At 68.3% G+C, this 17,743-nt stretch carries 13 protein-coding genes; 5 read left to right on the forward strand and 8 right to left on the reverse strand.

Annotation, left to right across the window (positions count from 1 at the left end):
- Both WEB06_06315 and WEB06_06320 read left to right on the forward strand, forming a co-directional pair.
- The gene (locus WEB06_06315; protein ID MEX2555228.1) at positions 1–3,039 is read left to right on the forward strand and encodes an HsdR family type I site-specific deoxyribonuclease; all 3,039 of its coding nucleotides are present in this window, start codon (positions 1–3) and stop codon (positions 3,037–3,039) included.
- Between the two features lie 92 nt (positions 3,040–3,131).
- A complete protein-coding gene (locus tag WEB06_06320; GenBank protein ID MEX2555229.1) occupies positions 3,132–3,854 on the forward strand; it encodes a SprT family zinc-dependent metalloprotease in 723 nt (240 codons plus the stop codon).
- Here the strand turns inward: WEB06_06320 and qatD are convergent.
- The 5 genes from qatD to WEB06_06345 form a co-directional block, all read right to left on the reverse strand.
- The gene (qatD, locus tag WEB06_06325) at positions 3,851–4,609 is read right to left on the reverse strand and encodes a Qat anti-phage system TatD family nuclease QatD (protein ID MEX2555230.1); all 759 of its coding nucleotides are present in this window, start codon (positions 4,607–4,609) and stop codon (positions 3,851–3,853) included. The genes WEB06_06320 and qatD overlap by 4 nt on opposite strands.
- Entirely contained in the window at positions 4,606–5,952 is a 1,347-nt protein-coding gene (gene qatC, locus WEB06_06330) for a Qat anti-phage system QueC-like protein QatC (protein MEX2555231.1), read from the reverse strand. The genes qatD and qatC overlap by 4 nt, the downstream gene beginning before the upstream one ends.
- Positions 5,949–6,656 (reverse strand): hypothetical protein, encoded by a 708-nt coding sequence (locus WEB06_06335; protein ID MEX2555232.1) that lies wholly within the window; start codon positions 6,654–6,656, stop codon positions 5,949–5,951. Before WEB06_06335 ends, qatC begins: the two co-directional genes overlap by 4 nt.
- On the reverse strand, positions 6,656–8,461 hold the full coding sequence (locus WEB06_06340) for a P-loop NTPase fold protein (GenBank protein ID MEX2555233.1): 1,806 nt from the start codon (positions 8,459–8,461) through the stop codon (positions 6,656–6,658). Before WEB06_06340 ends, WEB06_06335 begins: the two co-directional genes overlap by 1 nt.
- Before the next feature lie 200 nt (positions 8,462–8,661).
- Complete coding sequence (locus WEB06_06345) at positions 8,662–9,489, reverse strand: TIGR02391 family protein (GenBank protein MEX2555234.1); 828 nt, start codon at positions 9,487–9,489, stop codon at positions 8,662–8,664.
- 181 nt (positions 9,490–9,670) lie between these two features.
- On the opposite strand from WEB06_06345, the gene WEB06_06350 reads away from it, so the two are divergent.
- From WEB06_06350 to WEB06_06360, 3 genes are read left to right on the forward strand one after another with little or no spacing between them, the layout of a single operon-like run.
- Positions 9,671–10,006, forward strand: coding sequence for a hypothetical protein (locus WEB06_06350; GenBank protein ID MEX2555235.1), 336 nt, complete (start codon positions 9,671–9,673; stop codon positions 10,004–10,006).
- 7 nt (positions 10,007–10,013) lie between these two features.
- Positions 10,014–10,331, forward strand: a complete 318-nt coding sequence (locus tag WEB06_06355; GenBank protein ID MEX2555236.1) for a hypothetical protein — start codon at positions 10,014–10,016, stop codon at positions 10,329–10,331.
- A complete protein-coding gene (locus tag WEB06_06360) occupies positions 10,328–10,513 on the forward strand; it encodes a hypothetical protein (GenBank protein MEX2555237.1) in 186 nt (61 codons plus the stop codon). The genes WEB06_06355 and WEB06_06360 overlap by 4 nt, the downstream gene beginning before the upstream one ends.
- A gap of 238 nt (positions 10,514–10,751) precedes the next feature.
- On the opposite strand, the gene WEB06_06365 is transcribed toward WEB06_06360, so the two are convergent.
- From WEB06_06365 to WEB06_06375, 3 genes are all read right to left on the reverse strand, one after another.
- Entirely contained in the window at positions 10,752–15,260 is a 4,509-nt protein-coding gene (locus WEB06_06365) for a hypothetical protein (GenBank protein ID MEX2555238.1), read from the reverse strand.
- 637 nt (positions 15,261–15,897) lie between these two features.
- Positions 15,898–16,530 carry a hypothetical protein gene (locus tag WEB06_06370; protein ID MEX2555239.1) on the reverse strand — a complete coding sequence of 211 codons (633 nt, stop codon included), beginning with the start codon at positions 16,528–16,530 and terminating at the stop codon, positions 15,898–15,900.
- Positions 16,531–16,588: 58 nt separating this feature from the next.
- A partial coding sequence (locus tag WEB06_06375) for a glycosyltransferase family 4 protein (protein MEX2555240.1) occupies positions 16,589–17,743 on the reverse strand: 1,155 nt, incomplete at its 5' end.

Below are 17,743 nucleotides of genomic sequence, written 5' to 3' on the forward strand. Positions count from 1 at the left end.
ATGCTCGGCACCGAGAAGCCCGTCCAGCAGAAGATCGTCGGCGATCTTGCCGCCATCGGTTGGCGCCCTGTCGAGCGCAAGGCGATGAACGAGCTGCGCCAGGGGCGCATGGGGGAGGCGCTCGTCGAGCCGCTGCTCGTCGACGCCCTGCGCCAGCTCAACGACGACCTCAGCGAGACCGAATCGCTGCAGATCGTCGAGGCGTTGCGGCGCGTCACCGACTCCGAGTCGTTCCTCGAGATGCTGCGCGACGGCTTCGACATCCCGCTCAATCCCGACCAGGGCTCGCGTCACATCACCGTCGTCGACTGGTTGCGTCCCGAGCGCAACGGCTACGTCGTCAGCGACGAGTTCGCGCTCGAGACCGGAGCGATCCGCGAGCCGCGGGTCGACGTCGCCTGCCTGATCAACGGCATCCCGCTCGGCCTGGTCGAAACCAAGGCTTTCAACGAGGACTGGAAGGAGGCCGTCTCGGACTTCGAGGGCTACTGGGCCGACGCGCCCGAGCTCGAGCGCTACGCAGCCGTCTGCGTCGCCACCAACGGCTTCCGCTTCCGCGCCGCGCCGAGTGGCGCGCGTGGCGTCTCGAGCTACGCCGAGTGGAAGGACACCTGGCCGTACGAGAGGCCGGCAGCGCAGGAGGGGGAAGACCGTGAGCTTGAGATCGGACTGCTCGGCCTGCTCGATCCGCACAACTTGGCCGACGTCGCCGCCAACTTCGTCGTCTTCGAGACGCGCGGCGGCCTCACCAAGAAGAAGCTGGCCCGCTACCAGCAATTCCGCGCCGCGAACAAGCTGGTAAGGCGCGTCCTCGACGGCGAGCACGATCGCGGCATCGTCTGGCACACCCAGGGCTCCGGCAAAAGCCTGACCATGCTCTTCGCCGGACGGAAGCTGAAGAACGTGGGACTCAACAACCCGACGATCTTCATCGTCATCGACCGCCGCGACCTCGACGACCAGATCAACGAGACGTTCACCGCGTGTCAGTTCAAGGGCGTCAGTCGAGCGACGACGCGCACCAGGCTCAGCTCGCTGCTCTCCGCCGACGCTCGCGGGGTCATCATCACCACGGTCCAGAAGTTCGACGAGCAGACGTCGACGCTGGCCGACCGCGACAACGTGATCGTCCTCGTCGACGAGGCCCACCGCACGCATGAGGGCCTCTACGGGATGCGCATGCGCGGCGCGCTGCCGACGGCGAAGTTGTTCGCCTTCACCGGCACGCCGATCGAGTCGAGCGACCATTCGACTCGGCGGGCGTTCGCGCCGGAGATCGACGGCAGGTACGAGAGCTACCTCGACGCCTACTCGCCGAAGGAGGCGATCGAGGACGAGGCGACCGTCGAGGTCGTCTACGAGCCGCGGCTCGTCGAGCTGGCCCACTTCACAGGCGAAGACCTCGATCGCTCCTTCGCCGCCTTGGTCGACGAGCTGCCCGAGGAGGAGCGGGAGAAGGTCAAGGCCGATGCGGCGCGGCTGAAGGTGGTGGCCAAGGCGCCTGCGCGGGTCGCGGCGGTCGTGACCGACGCGCTCGCCTACCTCCGCGAGCGCACCTTCCCGCAGGGCTTCAAGGCCCAGTTCGTCGCCGTCGATCGTGAGGCCTGTGCGCTTGTCGCCGACGCTCTGCTCGAGCTCGGCATGCCGGCCGAGGAGCTCGCCGTCATCTACACCCCGCACGTCAAGGAGGACGCCAAGCCGGAGAACGATCATCTGCGCCGCTGGTCGGCCGACGCGCAGTGGCGCCGGCTGCACGGTTCGCAGGCGAGTGGGGAAGACGTCGTCGTCGACGAGGACTCCGAGCTCGACGTCGGCGAGGTGCAGGCGCGCAAGAAGTTCATCAACGCCTTCAAGGACGACGACTCGCCGCTCAAAGTGTTGATCGTCACCGACATGCTCTTAACCGGCTTCGACGCTCCGGTCGAGCAGGTGATGTTCCTCGACAAGCCGCTGCGAGGCGCCAAGCTTCTGCAGGCGATCATGCGCACCAACAGGCCCTACCCGGAGAAGGCCAAGGACCGCGGCGTGATCGTCGACTACTGGGGCGTCTTCGACCGCCTCCAGGCCGCGTTCGCCGAGTTCTCGCCCGAGGACGTCGAGATGGCCGTCCTCGACCTGCAGTCGCTCAAAGACAGCTTCCCGACGCTCGTTGCCGAGGCGCTCGCGCTCGTAGCTGCCATGCCGCGCGACGACGACGAGTACGAGCAGATGATGTGGTTGCTGCGCCGGTTCATGGGCGACAAGGCAGCGGCCGAGTCGTTCGAGGAGCGCTTCCAAGCCGCCCAGTCGGCCTACGAGACGCTGGCGCCGGACCCCGCGCTGCTGCCTCATCTCGATGACTACCGTCGGCTCGTGCGGGTGCGCGCACTGTGGCGGCGCGGGGCGAGGCTCGACGATCGCGACAGCGACTTCGACATCCGCGAGTACCGCCCGCACACGCATGCCCTCGTCCAAGAGGCGGTCGCCGTCGAGCGTCTCCGGCGCGACCTGCCGATCTACCGCATCGACGGCCAGTACCTCAAGCGCCTGGAGGAGGCGCCCGGTTCGCCAGAGGAGAAGGCAGCCGAGGTCGAGGCGGCGATCGAATACGAGATCCGCGCCCGCGGCGGCGACACGGATCCCGTCGCGCGCTCGCTGGCTGAACGGCTCGAGCGCATCCGTCGCCAGAAGGAGGAAGCCGATGCCGACATGCTCAGCCTGCTCGAAGACCTCGTCGCCGACTGGGCCGCCGAAAAGGAGGCCCACGAGGCGCTCGGCCTCTCCGAGCGCGCCCAAGGGTTCTTGAGCCTGACGCGTGCCCAGGCGCCGGCGGGTCTCGGCGACGACGCTCTCGTCGACCTGGCGCGGCGGCTCGACGAAGCCGTGGCCAAGCACGCGACGGTGAGCGACTGGGCCGAGCGCGACGATGTCCGTCGCGACATCCGCGGCGAGGCCATGCGGACGCTGCTGGCTGACGAGCAGACGCGATCGTTCGTGACGCCGGCGTTCCTCGACGAGCTGATGACCGTCGCGACAGCCAGGGAATCGACGACAGCATGAGTGCAGCAGGCCGCGCCAGTGTCCGGAAGGTGTCGCCGCCGCTACGGGATCGGAGGCCGCACCGCTTCGTCATCGGGGAAGAGACGTTGGTGGTGCGTGTCCGCGAATCGCGGCGCGCGAAGACCTTACGGATCATCGTCGGGCCGCGCCGACCGCTGGAGGTGATCGTTCCCCGCGGCCTCGGCGCCGGAGACGTCGACGCCTTCCTCGAGGAGAAGCGCCGTTGGGTCGAGACCAAGATCGCCGAAGCGCGCGCGATCAGCGACCGGCCTCCCGAGCTTGGCCTCGAACGCGCCGGCACCGTCTGGCTCGCAGGCCGCGAGCTTCCGATCGAGCGCCGCAACGCACGACGCGCGATCGCGATGGTGGAGGGCGATCGCTTGGTTGTCTTCGGCCCCGACGAGAGTGCGGCGGCGGCCGTCGAGCGTTGGTACCGCCGTGAGGCGCGCCGTCGCGTAGCGGATGTCGTGCGGCGGGAGGCCGAGCGGCTCGGGTACGAGTACCAGGCGATCGGCATCCGCGACCCGCGCACGCGCTGGGGCTCGTGCTCGCGTCGCGGCAACCTCTCGTTCTCTTGGCGGCTGCTGCTTGGGCCCGACGACGTGCTCGAGTACGTCGTCGTGCACGAGCTCTGCCATCTTCGCGAGCCGAGTCACCGGAAACCGTTCTGGCGACTGCTCGAGTCGGTTCGACCGGGCTGGCAGGAGCAGGCGCGGTGGCTCCGCGAGCACGGACAGGAGCTGCACGCGTACGACCCAGCTGTCTCATTGGCGAGCGCTTCCCCGTCTCCACCGCTCGCGACGGCTGCTGGTTAGACCGTCTCGGCCGACGCCGTTTTCGCGCTGCGGTGGATCTCGGACATCGTCGTGAAGATCGAATCGCGCGCCTCGTCGGGCGTAAGTCCCCACCTGTGCGCGAGTTCCAGGACGACCGTCGGCACGTCGCGCGGCTCGGAAGGCCGCCCGCCAACCTTCGTGTAGGGGGCATCGGTCTCCGTGACGACGCGCTCGTGCGGCAAGGCGGCGATGACGCGGCCTCCGTTCTTGCTGCCCAGCATGGCTGGGTTGACCGAGAAGTAGAGCCCGGCCTCGAGCGCCCGTTCGATCGCCCTGAGCGGGCCCGAATACCAGTGCAAGATCGCGGTCGTGCCCGCGGCGGCCAGCAGCTCGATTGTCTCCTTCTCGGCGCCTCTCGAGTGCACCGTCAGCACCTTCTTGCCGATCTCGGGGAGCGCCAGGATCCGCTCGAAGACCTCCCGTTGTCGCCGTGCTGAGTCGCGCCCTTGCTGCGAGTGGTCGAGCCCGACCTCTCCGATGTAGTCGGTCCGTTCGAGCATGCGCCGGAACAGAGCCAGCTCGTGGGCGAGGTCGCGTGGCACGACGAGCGGGTGGAAGCCGAGTGCGACGCGGACGCGCTCGCGCCCGCGCAGTTGCGTCTGCAGCATCTGGAAGTGCGACGGCAACTCGGTGACGGCGATGGTGACCACGCCGGCGCGTTCGGCGGCGTCGAGTACCGCCGGCGGGTCGTCGAAGCGGTCGATGTGACAGTGGCTGTCGACGTACAGGCTCAGCCGCGGTCCCCTCCGGCGGTGAGCGCGTCAAGCAGCTCCTGTCCCGCGCCGGCGGTGATCCAGGACAAAAACTCGTCCCTGCCGCGGCGGTAGACCGCGTCGAAGGCGGCGGCGTCGTCGGCGGGGACCGCTCCGTTGCGGAGCACATCGGTCCGGTGCGGGTCGCGCGCGAGCCCGCGCACCAGGGCGCGCAGGTCGGCGCCGCGATCGGATTCCTCCTCGAGCAGGTCGGCCTCGGTCAGCGCGTCGTGACGGTAGCTGGCGCCAGCGTCGAGGCTGATGCCGTGGAGGGCTCCTCGTCGGATCAAGCACGGGAAGCAGTAGCCGCAGTTCGACGGCGGCAGCCTGTCCCAGCGCGCCGATTCCGGGTGCGCGCAGGAGATCGAGTCGTCGACGAGTGCCGCGAGCAGCTTCTTGTTGCGGCACTCGGCAAGCGCCTCGCCCTTCGTCTTGACACGAAATGGGTTGACGATCTCGTTGCCGATTCCGAGCGCGTCTAGCGCGTCCTCGAGTTGCGCCATGAAGTAGGGGTGGGTCGTCCGGGTGCTCAAGCTGCCGGCGCGCGAGGCTACGAAGGGGACGTTGATGCCGATGAAGCCGTTCTCCGGCACGTAGAGCGGCACCTCCTCGCCGAAGGCACTCGCGACGGCGAGTCCGGCGGCGACGAACAGGAAGGACCGCGCCCGTGTCGTGACCTCGCGCTCCTTCTCGCTCGGCAGCGGGCGCGCCTGCAGGCGGTTCGGCTTTGCGGGCCCGAGCCGGAGCTGCCGCAGACGAACACGATCGCGGTAGTTGCGCCGTAGCTCTCGGGCGAGCGTCTCCTGGACGCCGCCGATGAAGCCGCTCTCGAAGTGGCCGACGAGGATTACGTCTCGACCTTCCTCAAGGAGGTCGATCGCCCCGGCCAGCGAGTCGAGGCCTCCGGAGAAGAGACAGATGGCGTCGGGCGGGCGCACGCGAGTCTCACCGCTGACGCCCCCGGCCCCGGCGCGGAAGCGCAGCTTCCAGCGGTCGCCACTCAAGAACGCGAGCGCCTCGGTGAGCGCCTGCCGCGCCGTCTGCCAGTCGGAACGCGTCGTGACCGGGGCGGCGAGGTCGAGCTCACGTGTCCACGCGTCCGCTGTCCGGTCGCGGCGGGCGACCTTGTCGACGCAATAGACCGCGCCGCCGAGGCGGAACAGGTCGCGCGCAGCTGGAGTCGGGGCCAGGCCGTAGAGGAGGTCGGTCGTTGCCGACACTGTCGAGCGTTGGCGGTGGGCGCCGCCGAACCAGTCGAGGACGAACGTATCGGCGTCGGTCGGCAGCGGCTGGTCGCGCGCGGTGCGGAGGTGGAAGCCGGTCATTCCTCGAGGTCCTCCAAGACGCCGTAGACGCTCCGCAGCGCCGACTCGATCAGGCGCCGTCCCTCGGCTCCTGACCAATCGACGGCGAGCGGGTCAACGTCCCGTAGCCGGATGCGGACCTGGGCCCGGATCAGCTGCCGCAAGTCACCGTCCAGTCGCTCGGCGCGGGCGGCGTCGGCGTAGCGCGTCAGGCGTTCGTCGATCTGGGGCAGCAGGCGGTTGTAGATGTAGTAGGCGATGAAGGCCTCGAGCGCCCGCACCAGCCCGTCGGCGTCAAGGGTGAGGTCTGCGAGCTCGTCGTAGGCCTCGGCGTCGGCGAACAGCTCGTCGATCACATCGAGGGCCGCCGCCCGCGCCGCCTGGCCTTCGAGGTCGCTGCCGGCGCCGGCGATCACGTCGACCAGCGCGCGGACGACGTCGAAGCGGCCGCGGCCGACTAGGTCGCCGAGGCCAGCGTCGCGGAGGGTTGGCGTCAGCCCGTCACGGGCGATGCCGGCGAGGAGGTCGGCGAAGTTGGCCGCTCCGGCGATCCCGGCTCGCGCCGACCGCGTCGCCCCGGCGGCACCGCCGAGGGTGCCGACGTGGCGGGCGACCACCCGCTCGGCGCGACTGCGGCCGCCGTGCTTGGCGTAGCTCGTCGCCGCGCGTTTGAACGGCGTCCACGCGCCGCCTTGGCCGCCGCCGTAGTCGGTCGAGGTACCCATCAGCGGCCGCCCCCGAGCGCTTCTGCGGCGGCGCGCTTGAGCCCACCCGACCCCGACGTTCCCCACCGCTCGAGGAGCTTCGTCAGCTCCGGTGGACGCGGGTCGATCGCGGCGACCAGCTTCGCCGGCAGCTGCAGGGGCACGCTCGCCGGCGGGAGCTCGTCGAGCGCCGAGGCGAGTCGTCCGACGAGCTCGGTCTTGCGCGCCGCGATCTCGATCGCGCTGTCGAGCGCGTGGCCGCGCGGATCGCGCGAGCCGCGTTCGAGCAGGACGTCGAACACCTGCACCATCTCGGCGGCGCCGAGGTCGACGCCCTCCTCGATCGCCGTCCGCCGCGTCGCTGCGACGGCGTGCTCGAGGCGTCCGAGCAGCTCTTGCAGCGCCGCCGGCAGCCGCGCTGCGGGCGCTGCCGGCGAGAGGCGGTCGCGCGAGAAGTAGAAGTACGGTGCGAGGTCGACATCGGCGAGCGCCGGTTCGAGCCGAAGCCAGGGGCCGATGTGAAGCTGTGCCGCCCACGTCGCCGCCTCGTCGCTCATGCCCTTCGGCTTCTTGTCGGTCGCGGCGAGCGACTCGGCCTGCTTCAGCTCGACGGGCTTTCCGTGCTGGTCGATCTGCCACGCGAACAGCTGTGCGAAGTCCTTCAGGTGCAGCTGCTCGAGGATCATCAGCTTGGACAAGACCGCGGGGTCGAGCTCGATCCCTCGCCCGCCTGCGGCGCGACGGCGGACGCTCAAGATGTTCAGGAACCGCTTCAGCTGGCGCGGGTTCCCGCGCAGGCCGCGTGCGAGGACCGGCGAGATCTGGTTCGCGAGCGCGAACGCCGCCTCGAGGCCGTCGGGCGGCGAGTCGAGGATCTCGCGCGCGATGCCCCAGTTCATGACCACCGTCAACTGCTCGCTCTTCCGGCGCTCCTGTGCCGCGGCTTGCAGGCGCTCGAGCGGTCCGGCGTCGAGATAGAGCTCGGCCAGGAGCAGGTTGATGTACGTCTCGGCCTCCGGCTCCGAAAGCGGCGGGATGTTGACCGAGATCTGGATGATCTTCTCCAGGTAGTCGACGCCGAGCGTCTCGTCGCCTTCGCGGTTGACCGGGTAGCGGGCCTCGATCGCGGCCTGGACGATGCGTTGGTCGGCGGCGATCACGTAGGCGGTCTTCGGCACGTGCAGGAAGAGGCGGATCGCCTCGAAGGTGTCGACGATCGAATCGGGCAGGCAGCGGTCGAGGTCGTCAATAAACACGACCAGCGCCTGCAAATCGTCGAGGTCGGCCATCAGCGCCTCGAACTCGGTGCGGAACTCGGCGATCGAGTGGAGTCGGTCGGGCGCCTCTGTCTCGTCCTCCTCCTCGACCGGCGCCGGCTTCAGCAGCTGGGCGTCCGACAAGGCCGCCATCTCCGGCGGCACGTCCGCGCCGTGAGAGAGCAACGCCAGCCGCCCGAGGAGCTTCGCCGCCCCGAGCATGTTCACCCGCCGCACCATCTCGCCGAGCCGCTTGCCGGCCTTGTCGGCGAAGGTCACGTCGGTCTGCGCCCGCTCCTGCACCGCGCCGATGACCGACGCCATGAGCGCAGTCTTCACGTCCTCGTAGTCCTCAAAGCGCCAGGGGCTGAACGAGACGGTCAGGAACTTCTCTTCCGCGGCCAGGGCCTCCTCGGCCATACCGATTAAGCTGCTCTTGCCGGAGCCCCAGTCACCGGCCACGCCAACGGTGACCGGCAGGAGGCGCGGGTCGCGCAGGATGATCAGCAGCTCGTCGACCAGGAAGTCGAAGCCGAGCAGATCGATCCGAGTCTCGTTGTCAGCCCACATGGTGCATTCTCAAAGAATGATGGCCTGCGCCCAAGATGACCGACGTCCGCCTTCGCCTCCATCCCGCGGACCGACCCCGGCGCGCGCTCGTCGATGTCGTGTTCGCGCGCGGGGGGCCCTATCGCGGAGCGGCCTGCTGGAGTAGGTCGCTTCTCGCGAGCGAGCACGCCTTGATGATCGGGGCGTTCGAGCCAGCCTGACTAGGCTTGGCTGATGGGTGCGGCGGGGGTGACGTGAGCCGCATCGAGGCGACGATGAAGCATCGAGGCGAGAGTCAGAAGATCCAGCGCGTCCTCGAGTCCGATGGGCCAGCTGATCTTCGGGGCGTGAGCGGTTGTGTTGCGGAACGTCCCGAACATGCCTTTCACCAACATCGCCAGGCCCTTGTGCTCGCTCTCCTCCGTCGGCGACTGGAGCAGGTTGAACGCCAACGCCGGCATCCCACCCTTTATGCCAAACGCGTCGTCGACGAGTTGGCCGCCGTCGCTCTTGAGGCCAGTCCTAGTGCGGATCTTGTCGGCGACGCTTTTCGTCGCCTCGAAGACAGCATGGAAGTAGTTCCTTTGCACGAGCTCGGCACGGCAGAAAGCGAGTACGTCGGGATGTACGTTGCGCTCGCGAAGCTTCGCCTTCAGTGCGTTCGCCCGCTCTTGCGCCTCGGTAAGCGTGGTCGTCGGCGCTGCCGGATAGAGCTTGCCGTTCTCACGCAGTTCGAGACCGACGAAGCCCAGCGTTAAGTTGAGCCCCTCGCGGTGTGCCTCGAAGCGCTCCGGCTCGCTGCCAAACCGTTCCGGCGCCATCGCCACTTTGATGAAGCGGCAGACGGCGTTGGCGTTGCTGTCTTGGTTCTGTCGAGATGCGAGCGATTCGTACAGGCGCTTCCACTTCGTGCTCTGTTGCGAAGTGTCGGCGATGCTGGCCGCCGGCAGCAACCGGTCCATCTGACTGCCGGTCATGGCCTCGCCGAGTTCGCGACACAGCGCTTCGAGCTGACCGGCCGTGAAGGGCGGAACCGTCTTGTGAGGCATGTCGAGCACGCTAGCGCCTACCCCAGGGAGAGGCCCTGTGTGGTCGAGCACGCAGTCCAAGCTCTTGCCTCGCGCTCGAGCTTCGAGCGTCCCTGAAGCCAAGACCTGCACACGTAGTCCTGGCTGCGCCCGCTCTTCGCCTCCTTCAGTCTCCATCCGGTGGGCGACGTACGTTCCTCGGGTGGTTAGAGACGCAGATGTCGTGCTCGCGACCTTGGGGGCCACAACGGCGCTCGCAGGGTTCACGCTCGTCTTCCTGGGTGTCGTCATTACGCGCTACGAGGAGACGATCCCGGGTGCGTCCGTACGTGTGCGAAGCCGCTTCGTCGGTCCAGCGGGGGAACTCCTTGGCGCATTTATGCTGGGCCTGGCAACCGTCGGTATGAGTTTCGCGTGGCTCGTCGCACGTGGCGGACACGGCTTCTACGTTGTTGTCGTCGTTCTGTTCGCGGTTCAGATCGTCTCGACTGCGCTCGCGTCCGGACACGTGACGCGGGGTGTCCTACGGAAGACGTGAGGTCACGTTGGCGCTCAACGCAACAAAGTCAAAGCGACTTGAGGACGCTGGCCTAGATCAGTACTTCGATCAGCACCGCGCGCTCTGGGATCAGAAGGCGCGTCGCGCTCATGACTACGCGAAGGCGTTCGTGGTCGAGAGCGGCGAGGAGGTCCGACAGGACGACGTCGTGCCGCTGCTCGTGCCAGCACTCGAAGTGTTCGACGACTTCAGAGACCATCTCGCAACTCAGAAACTGACGCAGAAGTACTGGTACACGTACTTCGCCGAACTCATCGTCGATCGGCTTTGGAGAGAACTCACCGATCAGGAAGGAGGAGCATGAAACGCGACATTCGGGCTCTGGCAACCAAGTACATCGATGAGGTGATCAAAGACCAACAGGAGCTCGGCTACACCGATGTCGTGGCCGCCGCTACACGTGAAGCGGCCATCGGAGATGCCGAGGCGGCTCTCGGCGAGCTAGCCGCGAGCACGACCGACTCGACAAAGGCGGTTGCCGCGTAGGTAGATCCGCCGGTGCTCTTTCGTCGACGCCGAGTGGTCGCTGTGTCGGCGAACCTATCCGCTCGGCGGCGTCGGTCGAGGAGCCCCGGCGAACGGCTGCGTCCTACCAGGGCCGCTCTCGCCCGACCACGTGCAGACGCTCGCGAACAATGTCGCAGCGGCACTCCGGTCGCCTTACGCGGAGCGCAACGTGCCACGAGTCTCGCGTCCCGACTGTTCCCGGCTCTCGCCGACTCGCTCATTCGGTTGACGGCGACGTCGACCTTCCGCTGCTCACCTCATTGGGCTTCGACGTTGCTGCCGAGGTCGGGAAGACGTATTCCAAAGCTTCGGCTTCGCGGACGCCGCCAAAGGTGAGATCGTTGCGGAGGCGAAGCGGGAGTCGTGCGAGCGGGTCGAAGATGAAGCGCACCCGAAGCTCGCCGGCGCCCTCCTCGAGGCCGGCGACGACCGCGAGGAAGAAATCGTGGTCAGTTCTGGCGCGTTCGACCTCGTTCGGCGTCAGCGTGATCTCGTTCGGGATCTCGTTTCCCGACGACATCTTGATCTCGAAGCACTGGCGCAGTTCGTCGATCGCATCGGCGCCGACTCCGCGTCGGTGACGGAGATCGGCTACCTCGCCATCCCCGAGCGCGAGCGCAGCCATCACAGCGTCGTATGCGAGCTGCTCTCGCGCGCTCATCGGCGGCAGCACGCTTGGCGGCACCGGCGCGCCGATATCCGTCGTCCTTCCGTCTGGGTCGTCGCTGGTGGTCGTGCCGGTCTTCGGCGGCGTGCCGTCGCCGGTTATCGTGCGCTTTCGGGGCGGTGGAACGATGATCCCGCCGCGTGGAGCCCCCGCATTGACGATCGTCCCCTGCGACGGCTCGAGCTTGTCGATCTCCTTCAGCTTGCGCACCTTGACGCCGCCGACGCCGTTGGACGTCGTGCCGGCGGCCGGTTTTTTGGTCGTCTTACCCCTGCGGGTGCGTCGATCGTCGGCCTGGGTACGCAGATGAGCGAGCCGATCGTCCTCGGCTTCGTCCGCGTTGCCGTCGCTCGAGAGGACGATCTTCTGGGCTCCGAGACCGCTCTCGGCCTTCTGCCACATCGCCACCCACGCCCACGCGACCTTTTGCCGGTCGCCGTTGAACAGGTCTGCGATCGCGCGGCCACCACCTTCGGCCGAACCGACGTCTTCTGCGGACCGGGCGAACAGCGTCAGCGGTTGCCGGAGCAGGTGCGCCTCGGCCGGCGCGACAAGCCGGCGACCGCCGGGGACGGTCGCCGCGACCTCTAGATCACGGTCGAGAACAAGGAGCGCCGCTGCGAGCTCGTCCCAGGCGACGGTCAGCGTCTCGTAGAGCGTCTGGTCGCGGCGGGCGAGCTCGGTGCGGAGGTGCTCGACCGCGAGCACGAACCGCGGCCGGAATTCGTCGCCGACGGCCGCGCCGTAGCCGGCGTTCGCAACCGGCATGAACTGCTCCGCACCGATCAGCGTGAGCCCGAGCGCCTCGATCAGCGATTCCATGTCGTCGATGGCGAATCCGGGCTGCCAGACGCGTGCTTGATCGGCGACTGCGCCGGCCACCGCTTCGTCCGCGATCGCGTACACGGGTCGTCGTGTTGTCCACTCCTCGCCAGTCCAGACGGGAAGCGACCGCAACGTCGCGCGCAGTTGCGGGGTCGCATCTCCGAGCGCGCGAGCCAGTGTCCGCATCGTCTCGATGATCACCGGACGATCGCCATCGCCAAGTGGCCCGTCGTCTGCGATGTCGCGCAGGACCGCGACGCAGTCTCGTGCCTCGGGAAGCGGGATCTGGAGGGTCCGCCAGAGCGGTTCGAGCAGCGACGTGTTCGCAACGAACGGCCGCCGGCGTCCGAAGATCGGCGGCCCGCTCAGCACCTGCGCCGGCGCGTACCAGCGACCGTTGATCAAGAGCAGCCCGCGCGCGCGCCCGCCGCGGCCGCCGGCGAAGTGCGACCGTAGCGCGGCGACCGTCATGTCGTCGACCGGTCGCTGGCCGCGGCCATCCGCCGGGCAGGCGAGTGCAAGGATCCGGTACGCCGTCCGCGTCTGCTCCTCGATCGATGCCCGGGTCTTGCCGGCGTCGCGTAGCTCTTCGAGCCGGGCGACGATGCTCGTCGCCGACGGGCCGCGTCTGATTCGCAGCGCCGGCAACGCAGGACTCCGCAGCACGTGGTCATCGACGCGCATCAGGTACAGGCTGCGTTTGTCGCCGACCGTCAGACGGTTTGCCTCGCTTGGGAGGTGCAGGTCGAGCGGTGCGTGCAGTGCGCCGGTTGCGCACGGAAGCCACGGTTCGGATGCGGCTCGAGCGAGCCAGGTCGCTAGCACCTCGCCGCGGGCGTGCCAGTAGCCGTCGTAGCCCCAGACCGCCTGCGCGGTCGCGTGATCGGCGAACTGACGCTCCCAGCCGCGCGCCACGAGCCCGAGAAGTGCGCTTGCCCGTCGTTTGCGGCCTGTGCCCGGTCGGTCAGCCTTGATGTTCTCGATCACTGCGTCCAGATCCGGCGACCAGCGGTCGTCGATCAGATGGGTGGCGCGTTGGTTGAGCGCGCGCAGCTCGGTCGCCTGCACCTCGGGGAGGCGCCACTGTTCGAGTGGGCTCACGAGTCGCGGGTCGCGGCTGTAGCGCTGGATCTCGTTCGGGGGCCGCACTAGGCGCGGGAACGTCTGCACCCCAAGCCGCGCGAGCAGACGCTGTGCGCCGAGTTCGCGTCGACCGCCGGCGCGTTTGAGCACCAGCCTGTAGTCAGGTGATACCCAGGTGAGCTGCGGCGTCTTGCCGGCGGCACGCGCGAAGCTGTCGGTCTCGCGGTCGATCTGCGGTGGCAGATAGGCCGTGCTCGGGGAGACCCAGAGCGGCTCGGTCTTACCGCGGTCGTCGTAGCGGAAGCCCCGAAGCTCGATCGCTCGGCCGATCTTCGGTCCGAGCTCGCGTTGCTCGTCGTCGCTGAGTCGCTCGAAGGCGTCGCGGAGGGAGAGGAGCGGGCCGTCGTCGAGCGGGATCGGCTCACGCCTCCCGCGCGCAAGCAAAGCGAGCGCTTCGCCGTCGGAGTCGTACGCGCCGACAAGCAGCTTTTCCTCCTCGAGCTCGCTGCGCACGCGGCGTGCCATCTTGTCGCCGCCGAGGTAGACGGGGTGGATGGCGAGGGTCAAGCCGAGCTGCGAGGCCAGGCTTTGCGGTTCGTCACGAACGACCAGCGACCGGGGTTCATCCGGGCGCGGCGGCGCGACGCGCGTTCCGTCAGCAAGCATGACGCCGCGCCTATCGCAGAACTTGCCGAACACCCCATCCTCGACCGCGGCTGCGGCGAACGCCACATACCACTGTGGTTGACGCTCCCCGAGCTCGGCGTCGTCGAGCTCGAGCAGCTCGAGCGCTTCTTCGACATCGAGCAGCTGTGAGCGTCCGAGCTCTTGCAGGACGCGTCGCCAGCGACCGAACCGGTCGCGCTGCGTAGGAGGAACAGCCGAGAACCCGTCTGCGAGTCGTTCCTGGTCGCTCCCGGTCAGGACGCCGTCGAGACCTGAGTCCTCGAAGACGATCTCGTCGAGCGGCTGCGGCGCGTCTTCCCGCCCCAGCCGAAGCTCGTCGGCGAGGCGGAGATGACAGCGGCCGATCACGTCGAACAGGAACCGCTCGCGCAGCCATTCGCTGATCCCGTCGGGAACGTCGTGCAGCAGCGGCACCGCACCCCAGGCACGTCGCGCGTCGTGGCTAAACAGCTCGAGTGCGACAGCGGCGAGCAGATCGCCGAGCTCGGCGAAGCGGTGCGCATTCCAGGCCCGCTCATGCAGGGTCGAGCGTGCGGTGTCGGGGTCGAACTGCGCGTTGAGGCCTACAGGCAAGTTGGATGCAACCGGCAGCGGCAGCCGGTCGTACAGCAGCCCCTGTTCGGGCCGCCGAGGTACGCAGATGCCGAGTGTGGTCGTCGGCCCGGTAGCCTTGTTGTGCCGGCGCTCGTCCGCCTTCAACGGAATCTCGACCAGGTAGCGCGAGTAGGTCTGGCTCCGGTCACGATCCGTGAGCTCGACGACCTCGACCTCGAGCTCGCGCCCGTGAAGCTGGAGCTGCGCCATGCGGCGCTGCCGTGCGTGGAGCTGATGGTCGACGACAGCGGAGCCGCGTTTCAGATCGATCTGCGCGACGCGCCGGATGCTTCGCAGGAAGACGAGCGAGCGTGTGCCGAGCTCGGTCATGAACTGCTCGAGCGCCGCCGTGTCGACCTCGTCGTCGAGCGGTACGACGAGCAGCGTCTCGCTGGCCGAGGGGTCATAGAAGCCGTCGATCGCCGGCTCGGGCGGGCAGGGGGCCGGTACCTCGCCCATGCGGAAGTGGTAAGGATGGCAGTGTGCGTCGATCGGACCGCCGAGCGCGCGCAGCGTCTTCTGGCCGATCCCGAACCTTCCGGAGGCGCTCGGGTCGTCGGCTTTTGTGCTCACCCAGGGAAGCACCATCGCGCCGACATGCGCCAGTGAGATCGGTGCCCCATTGTGGACGATCAGCAGCTCCCGGCGCGGCCCCTTCACGCGTAGCGCGACCCGGAGCTCAGTGGCGCCGAGGTCATCGCCGTTCTGTATCGACTCGACGATGCCCTGGAACGGGCGGGCGCTCAAGCTCTCTGCGCCGCGTTCGGATCCGCGGCGGCTCGCCTGCAATAGTGCCGGCTGGTCTTCGATCAGCTCCGCCAGCCGCTCAATCGCGGCCGCCGCGAATTCCGGCGAGGCGAGATCGGTCAAGCCGTCCATCTCCGGCCAGCTATGAGCGAGGTGCTCAGCCGCCTTCCGGCCAAGCTGGGCGTCTGTCGTGGTGGCTGCCGAGGGTTCCGTCACACCATCAGGATTGCAGCCTCGAGGAGTGAACGAGTAGCCGCCGTTCGTCGCTGCGAGTTTGGCGGTTTTGCCAGAGCATCCGACCGCGTCTCAGGCCGCTGTTCGACCTCATTACGTGCGTCGTGGACCTGAAAGCTCCATAAACGGCTCCATACCCTATGCACCCCGGAACATATGCAAGTGGATCCGAGTGGAAAAGGCCCCATTTGCGGCGACTTTGCAGAGCCCTCTGACGGACTCGAACCGTCGACCCCCTCCTTACCATTTGACGGCTCAGGCAACGCACGGCAACGCAGGGCAAGGGATTTGGCTTGTTTTTGCGCATTTCGCGGTCGGGCGATTTGCCGCTGATTGCCGCTGATTGCCACTGGTTGCGCCTGCTGGGCTCCATAAACGCTCCATCCCCGTCGCACCAATCCCTGATGAGTAAGACGGATTCGAAAAGGCAGTCCAGCAGGCCCCGGCGCGTCACACATTCCCTTGCGGCGCCTGCCCCGGTCGAGCGAGAGGACGCTGGCCCAGGCGGCCGTTGTCTCGCTTCCGGTCAGCTCGGAATCGGTTCGGCCGAGGTCGTACTGCGCCGGAAGAGCCACAGCCCCACCACTATCAACCACACCGGAACGAGGACGAACCCGAAGAATCCCAGTGGGGTTAAGAGCGATGCTCCGATGACGATCGTCACCCACACAAGCGGCGTCGGCAGCATCCCATTACGGCGAGCGCCAAGGCCTGTTGCGAGGAGCATTGCCGCGAACGCGACGTTCCACCCCAGCCAGTCGTAAGAGTGCAGCTGGTTCAGCGTGTAGACGGTTTCCCGCTCTCCTTCGTGGGCTGCGTTCGTCATCGCCCCTTCGAGCATCGCGACAAGGGCGAAGGTCGCAGCGGCAAGAAGCGCCCCGCCGAACGCGACCGAGCCGTGGCCAGCGTCGCCGTTACCCTGCGCGAGTCTTCGCCGCAAACCGGCCCCGAAGAAGAGGAGTAGGAACGCGATGAGTGGTGCCACCAAGAGTGCGACGATCTGGTGCTGGCCGCGGTCGTCCTGCCAGTAGGCGAACGTCTCCGCAGGCCCGGTCTCGCTGCTCGGATCGTTCCATAGCAGGACGAGACCGACGAAGAACAACAGCCCCGCTAGCACTCCAGCGAGCGGTAGGAAGCGGTCGAATCGGTCGGAAACCACGCAGGTCCTCTCTTTCGGGTTCCGCGACCCTACCGCTGCCGGTGAGTAGCGAAGGGTCTCAGGTGCGCGCAGCCCGCTGCGTGTCCAGGCGGCCCGCGAGCTGGTCGTAGATGTCGACGACGCGGGCGACGATCAGCGGCCAGCCGTAGCTGGCGCGGCTGTGCTGGTGGGCGCGGGTGCCGCGCCGCTTTCGCTCCTGCGGGTCGGAGGCGACGGCCAGTAGGGTCTCTGCGAGCGCGTTCTGGTCGTCGGCCGGGACGAGCCAGCCCGTTCCCGCAGCGACAAGCTGGCCGGGTCCGTGAGCGTTGGCGGCGATCACCGGCAGGCCGCAGGCCATCGCCTCGACGAGGACGAGCCCGAACGCTTCGGCGACGGAGGGAAGCACGAGCAGGTCGGCGGCATTCAGCGCCGCCGGCAGCTCGTGGTGGGGCCGCCAGCCCGCGAGGAAGAGTTGCCTGTTTCCGAGTGCACGGGCGACCGTGAGGGGGTGTTCGCCCTCCCACTCGCCGGGGCTGCCGCCGACCAGCACGAGCGGCAGCGGCCGGCCGAGCCGCGTGAGCGCCTGGGCGTGCGCTCTGAGCAGGAGCGGCAGCCTCTTGACCCCCGTGAAGCGGCCGACGTACAGCAGGATTGCCTCCGCCTCCTGGAATGGCCACAGGTCGTCGTCCTGGTAGGCGACGCTGCCGGGAATGCCGCTCTCGTCCCAGCCGAGCGGCTGCTCGACCAGCCACCGGCGCCAGTGGGCGAGCCGCTGCCTGCGGTCGAGCGGTCGACGCCGGAACAGGTCGAGCTCGACACCGCTCGGAAGCTCGACCATCGCTTCGCGTGGGAGGGTGAGGAGGCGTGCGATCTCGGCGCTCGCGCCGAGCGGAACGATCAGCCGCTCGCAGGCGCGCGCCCACCTGCGCATGCGTTGCTGCCAGCGCTCCGCGAACCGCCAGCCAGCAGGCGCACCTGCTTCGATCGCGCGCAGCAGCGCAAGCTCGGTGCCGTGCAGCTGCCCAACGACCGGGACCGCCGGGAAGGCGCGCAGCGCGGCCTCGTTGGCCGGGGTCAGATGGTGGAGGTGAAGCACCTCCGCGCGCGCCATGCCGGCACGGTCGAGCGCGTCCACCCAGACGTCGACCAGCCGTTCGTACGCGAGGTCGTCGACCGCGGCGAAGACGCGATCGGGCGCGCCCGGCCGGTCCTCGTACGACGGCTGGAACGGCAC

Source organism: Actinomycetota bacterium (assembly GCA_040905475.1).
Classification (GTDB): domain Bacteria; phylum Actinomycetota; class AC-67; order AC-67; family AC-67; genus DATFGK01.

Coding starts and splice junctions, on each gene's coding strand:
- qatC (MEX2555231.1), bottom strand. CDS start 5,952: ATGACCGGCTTCCACCTCCGCACCGCGCGCGACCAGCCGCTGCCGACC.
- WEB06_06315 (MEX2555228.1), top strand. CDS start 1: ATGCTCGGCACCGAGAAGCCCGTCCAGCAGAAGATCGTCGGCGATCTT.
- WEB06_06340 (MEX2555233.1), bottom strand. CDS start 8,461: ATGTGGGCTGACAACGAGACTCGGATCGATCTGCTCGGCTTCGACTTC.
- WEB06_06335 (MEX2555232.1), bottom strand. CDS start 6,656: ATGGGTACCTCGACCGACTACGGCGGCGGCCAAGGCGGCGCGTGGACG.
- WEB06_06345 (MEX2555234.1), bottom strand. CDS start 9,489: ATGCCTCACAAGACGGTTCCGCCCTTCACGGCCGGTCAGCTCGAAGCG.
- WEB06_06360 (MEX2555237.1), top strand. CDS start 10,328: ATGAAACGCGACATTCGGGCTCTGGCAACCAAGTACATCGATGAGGTG.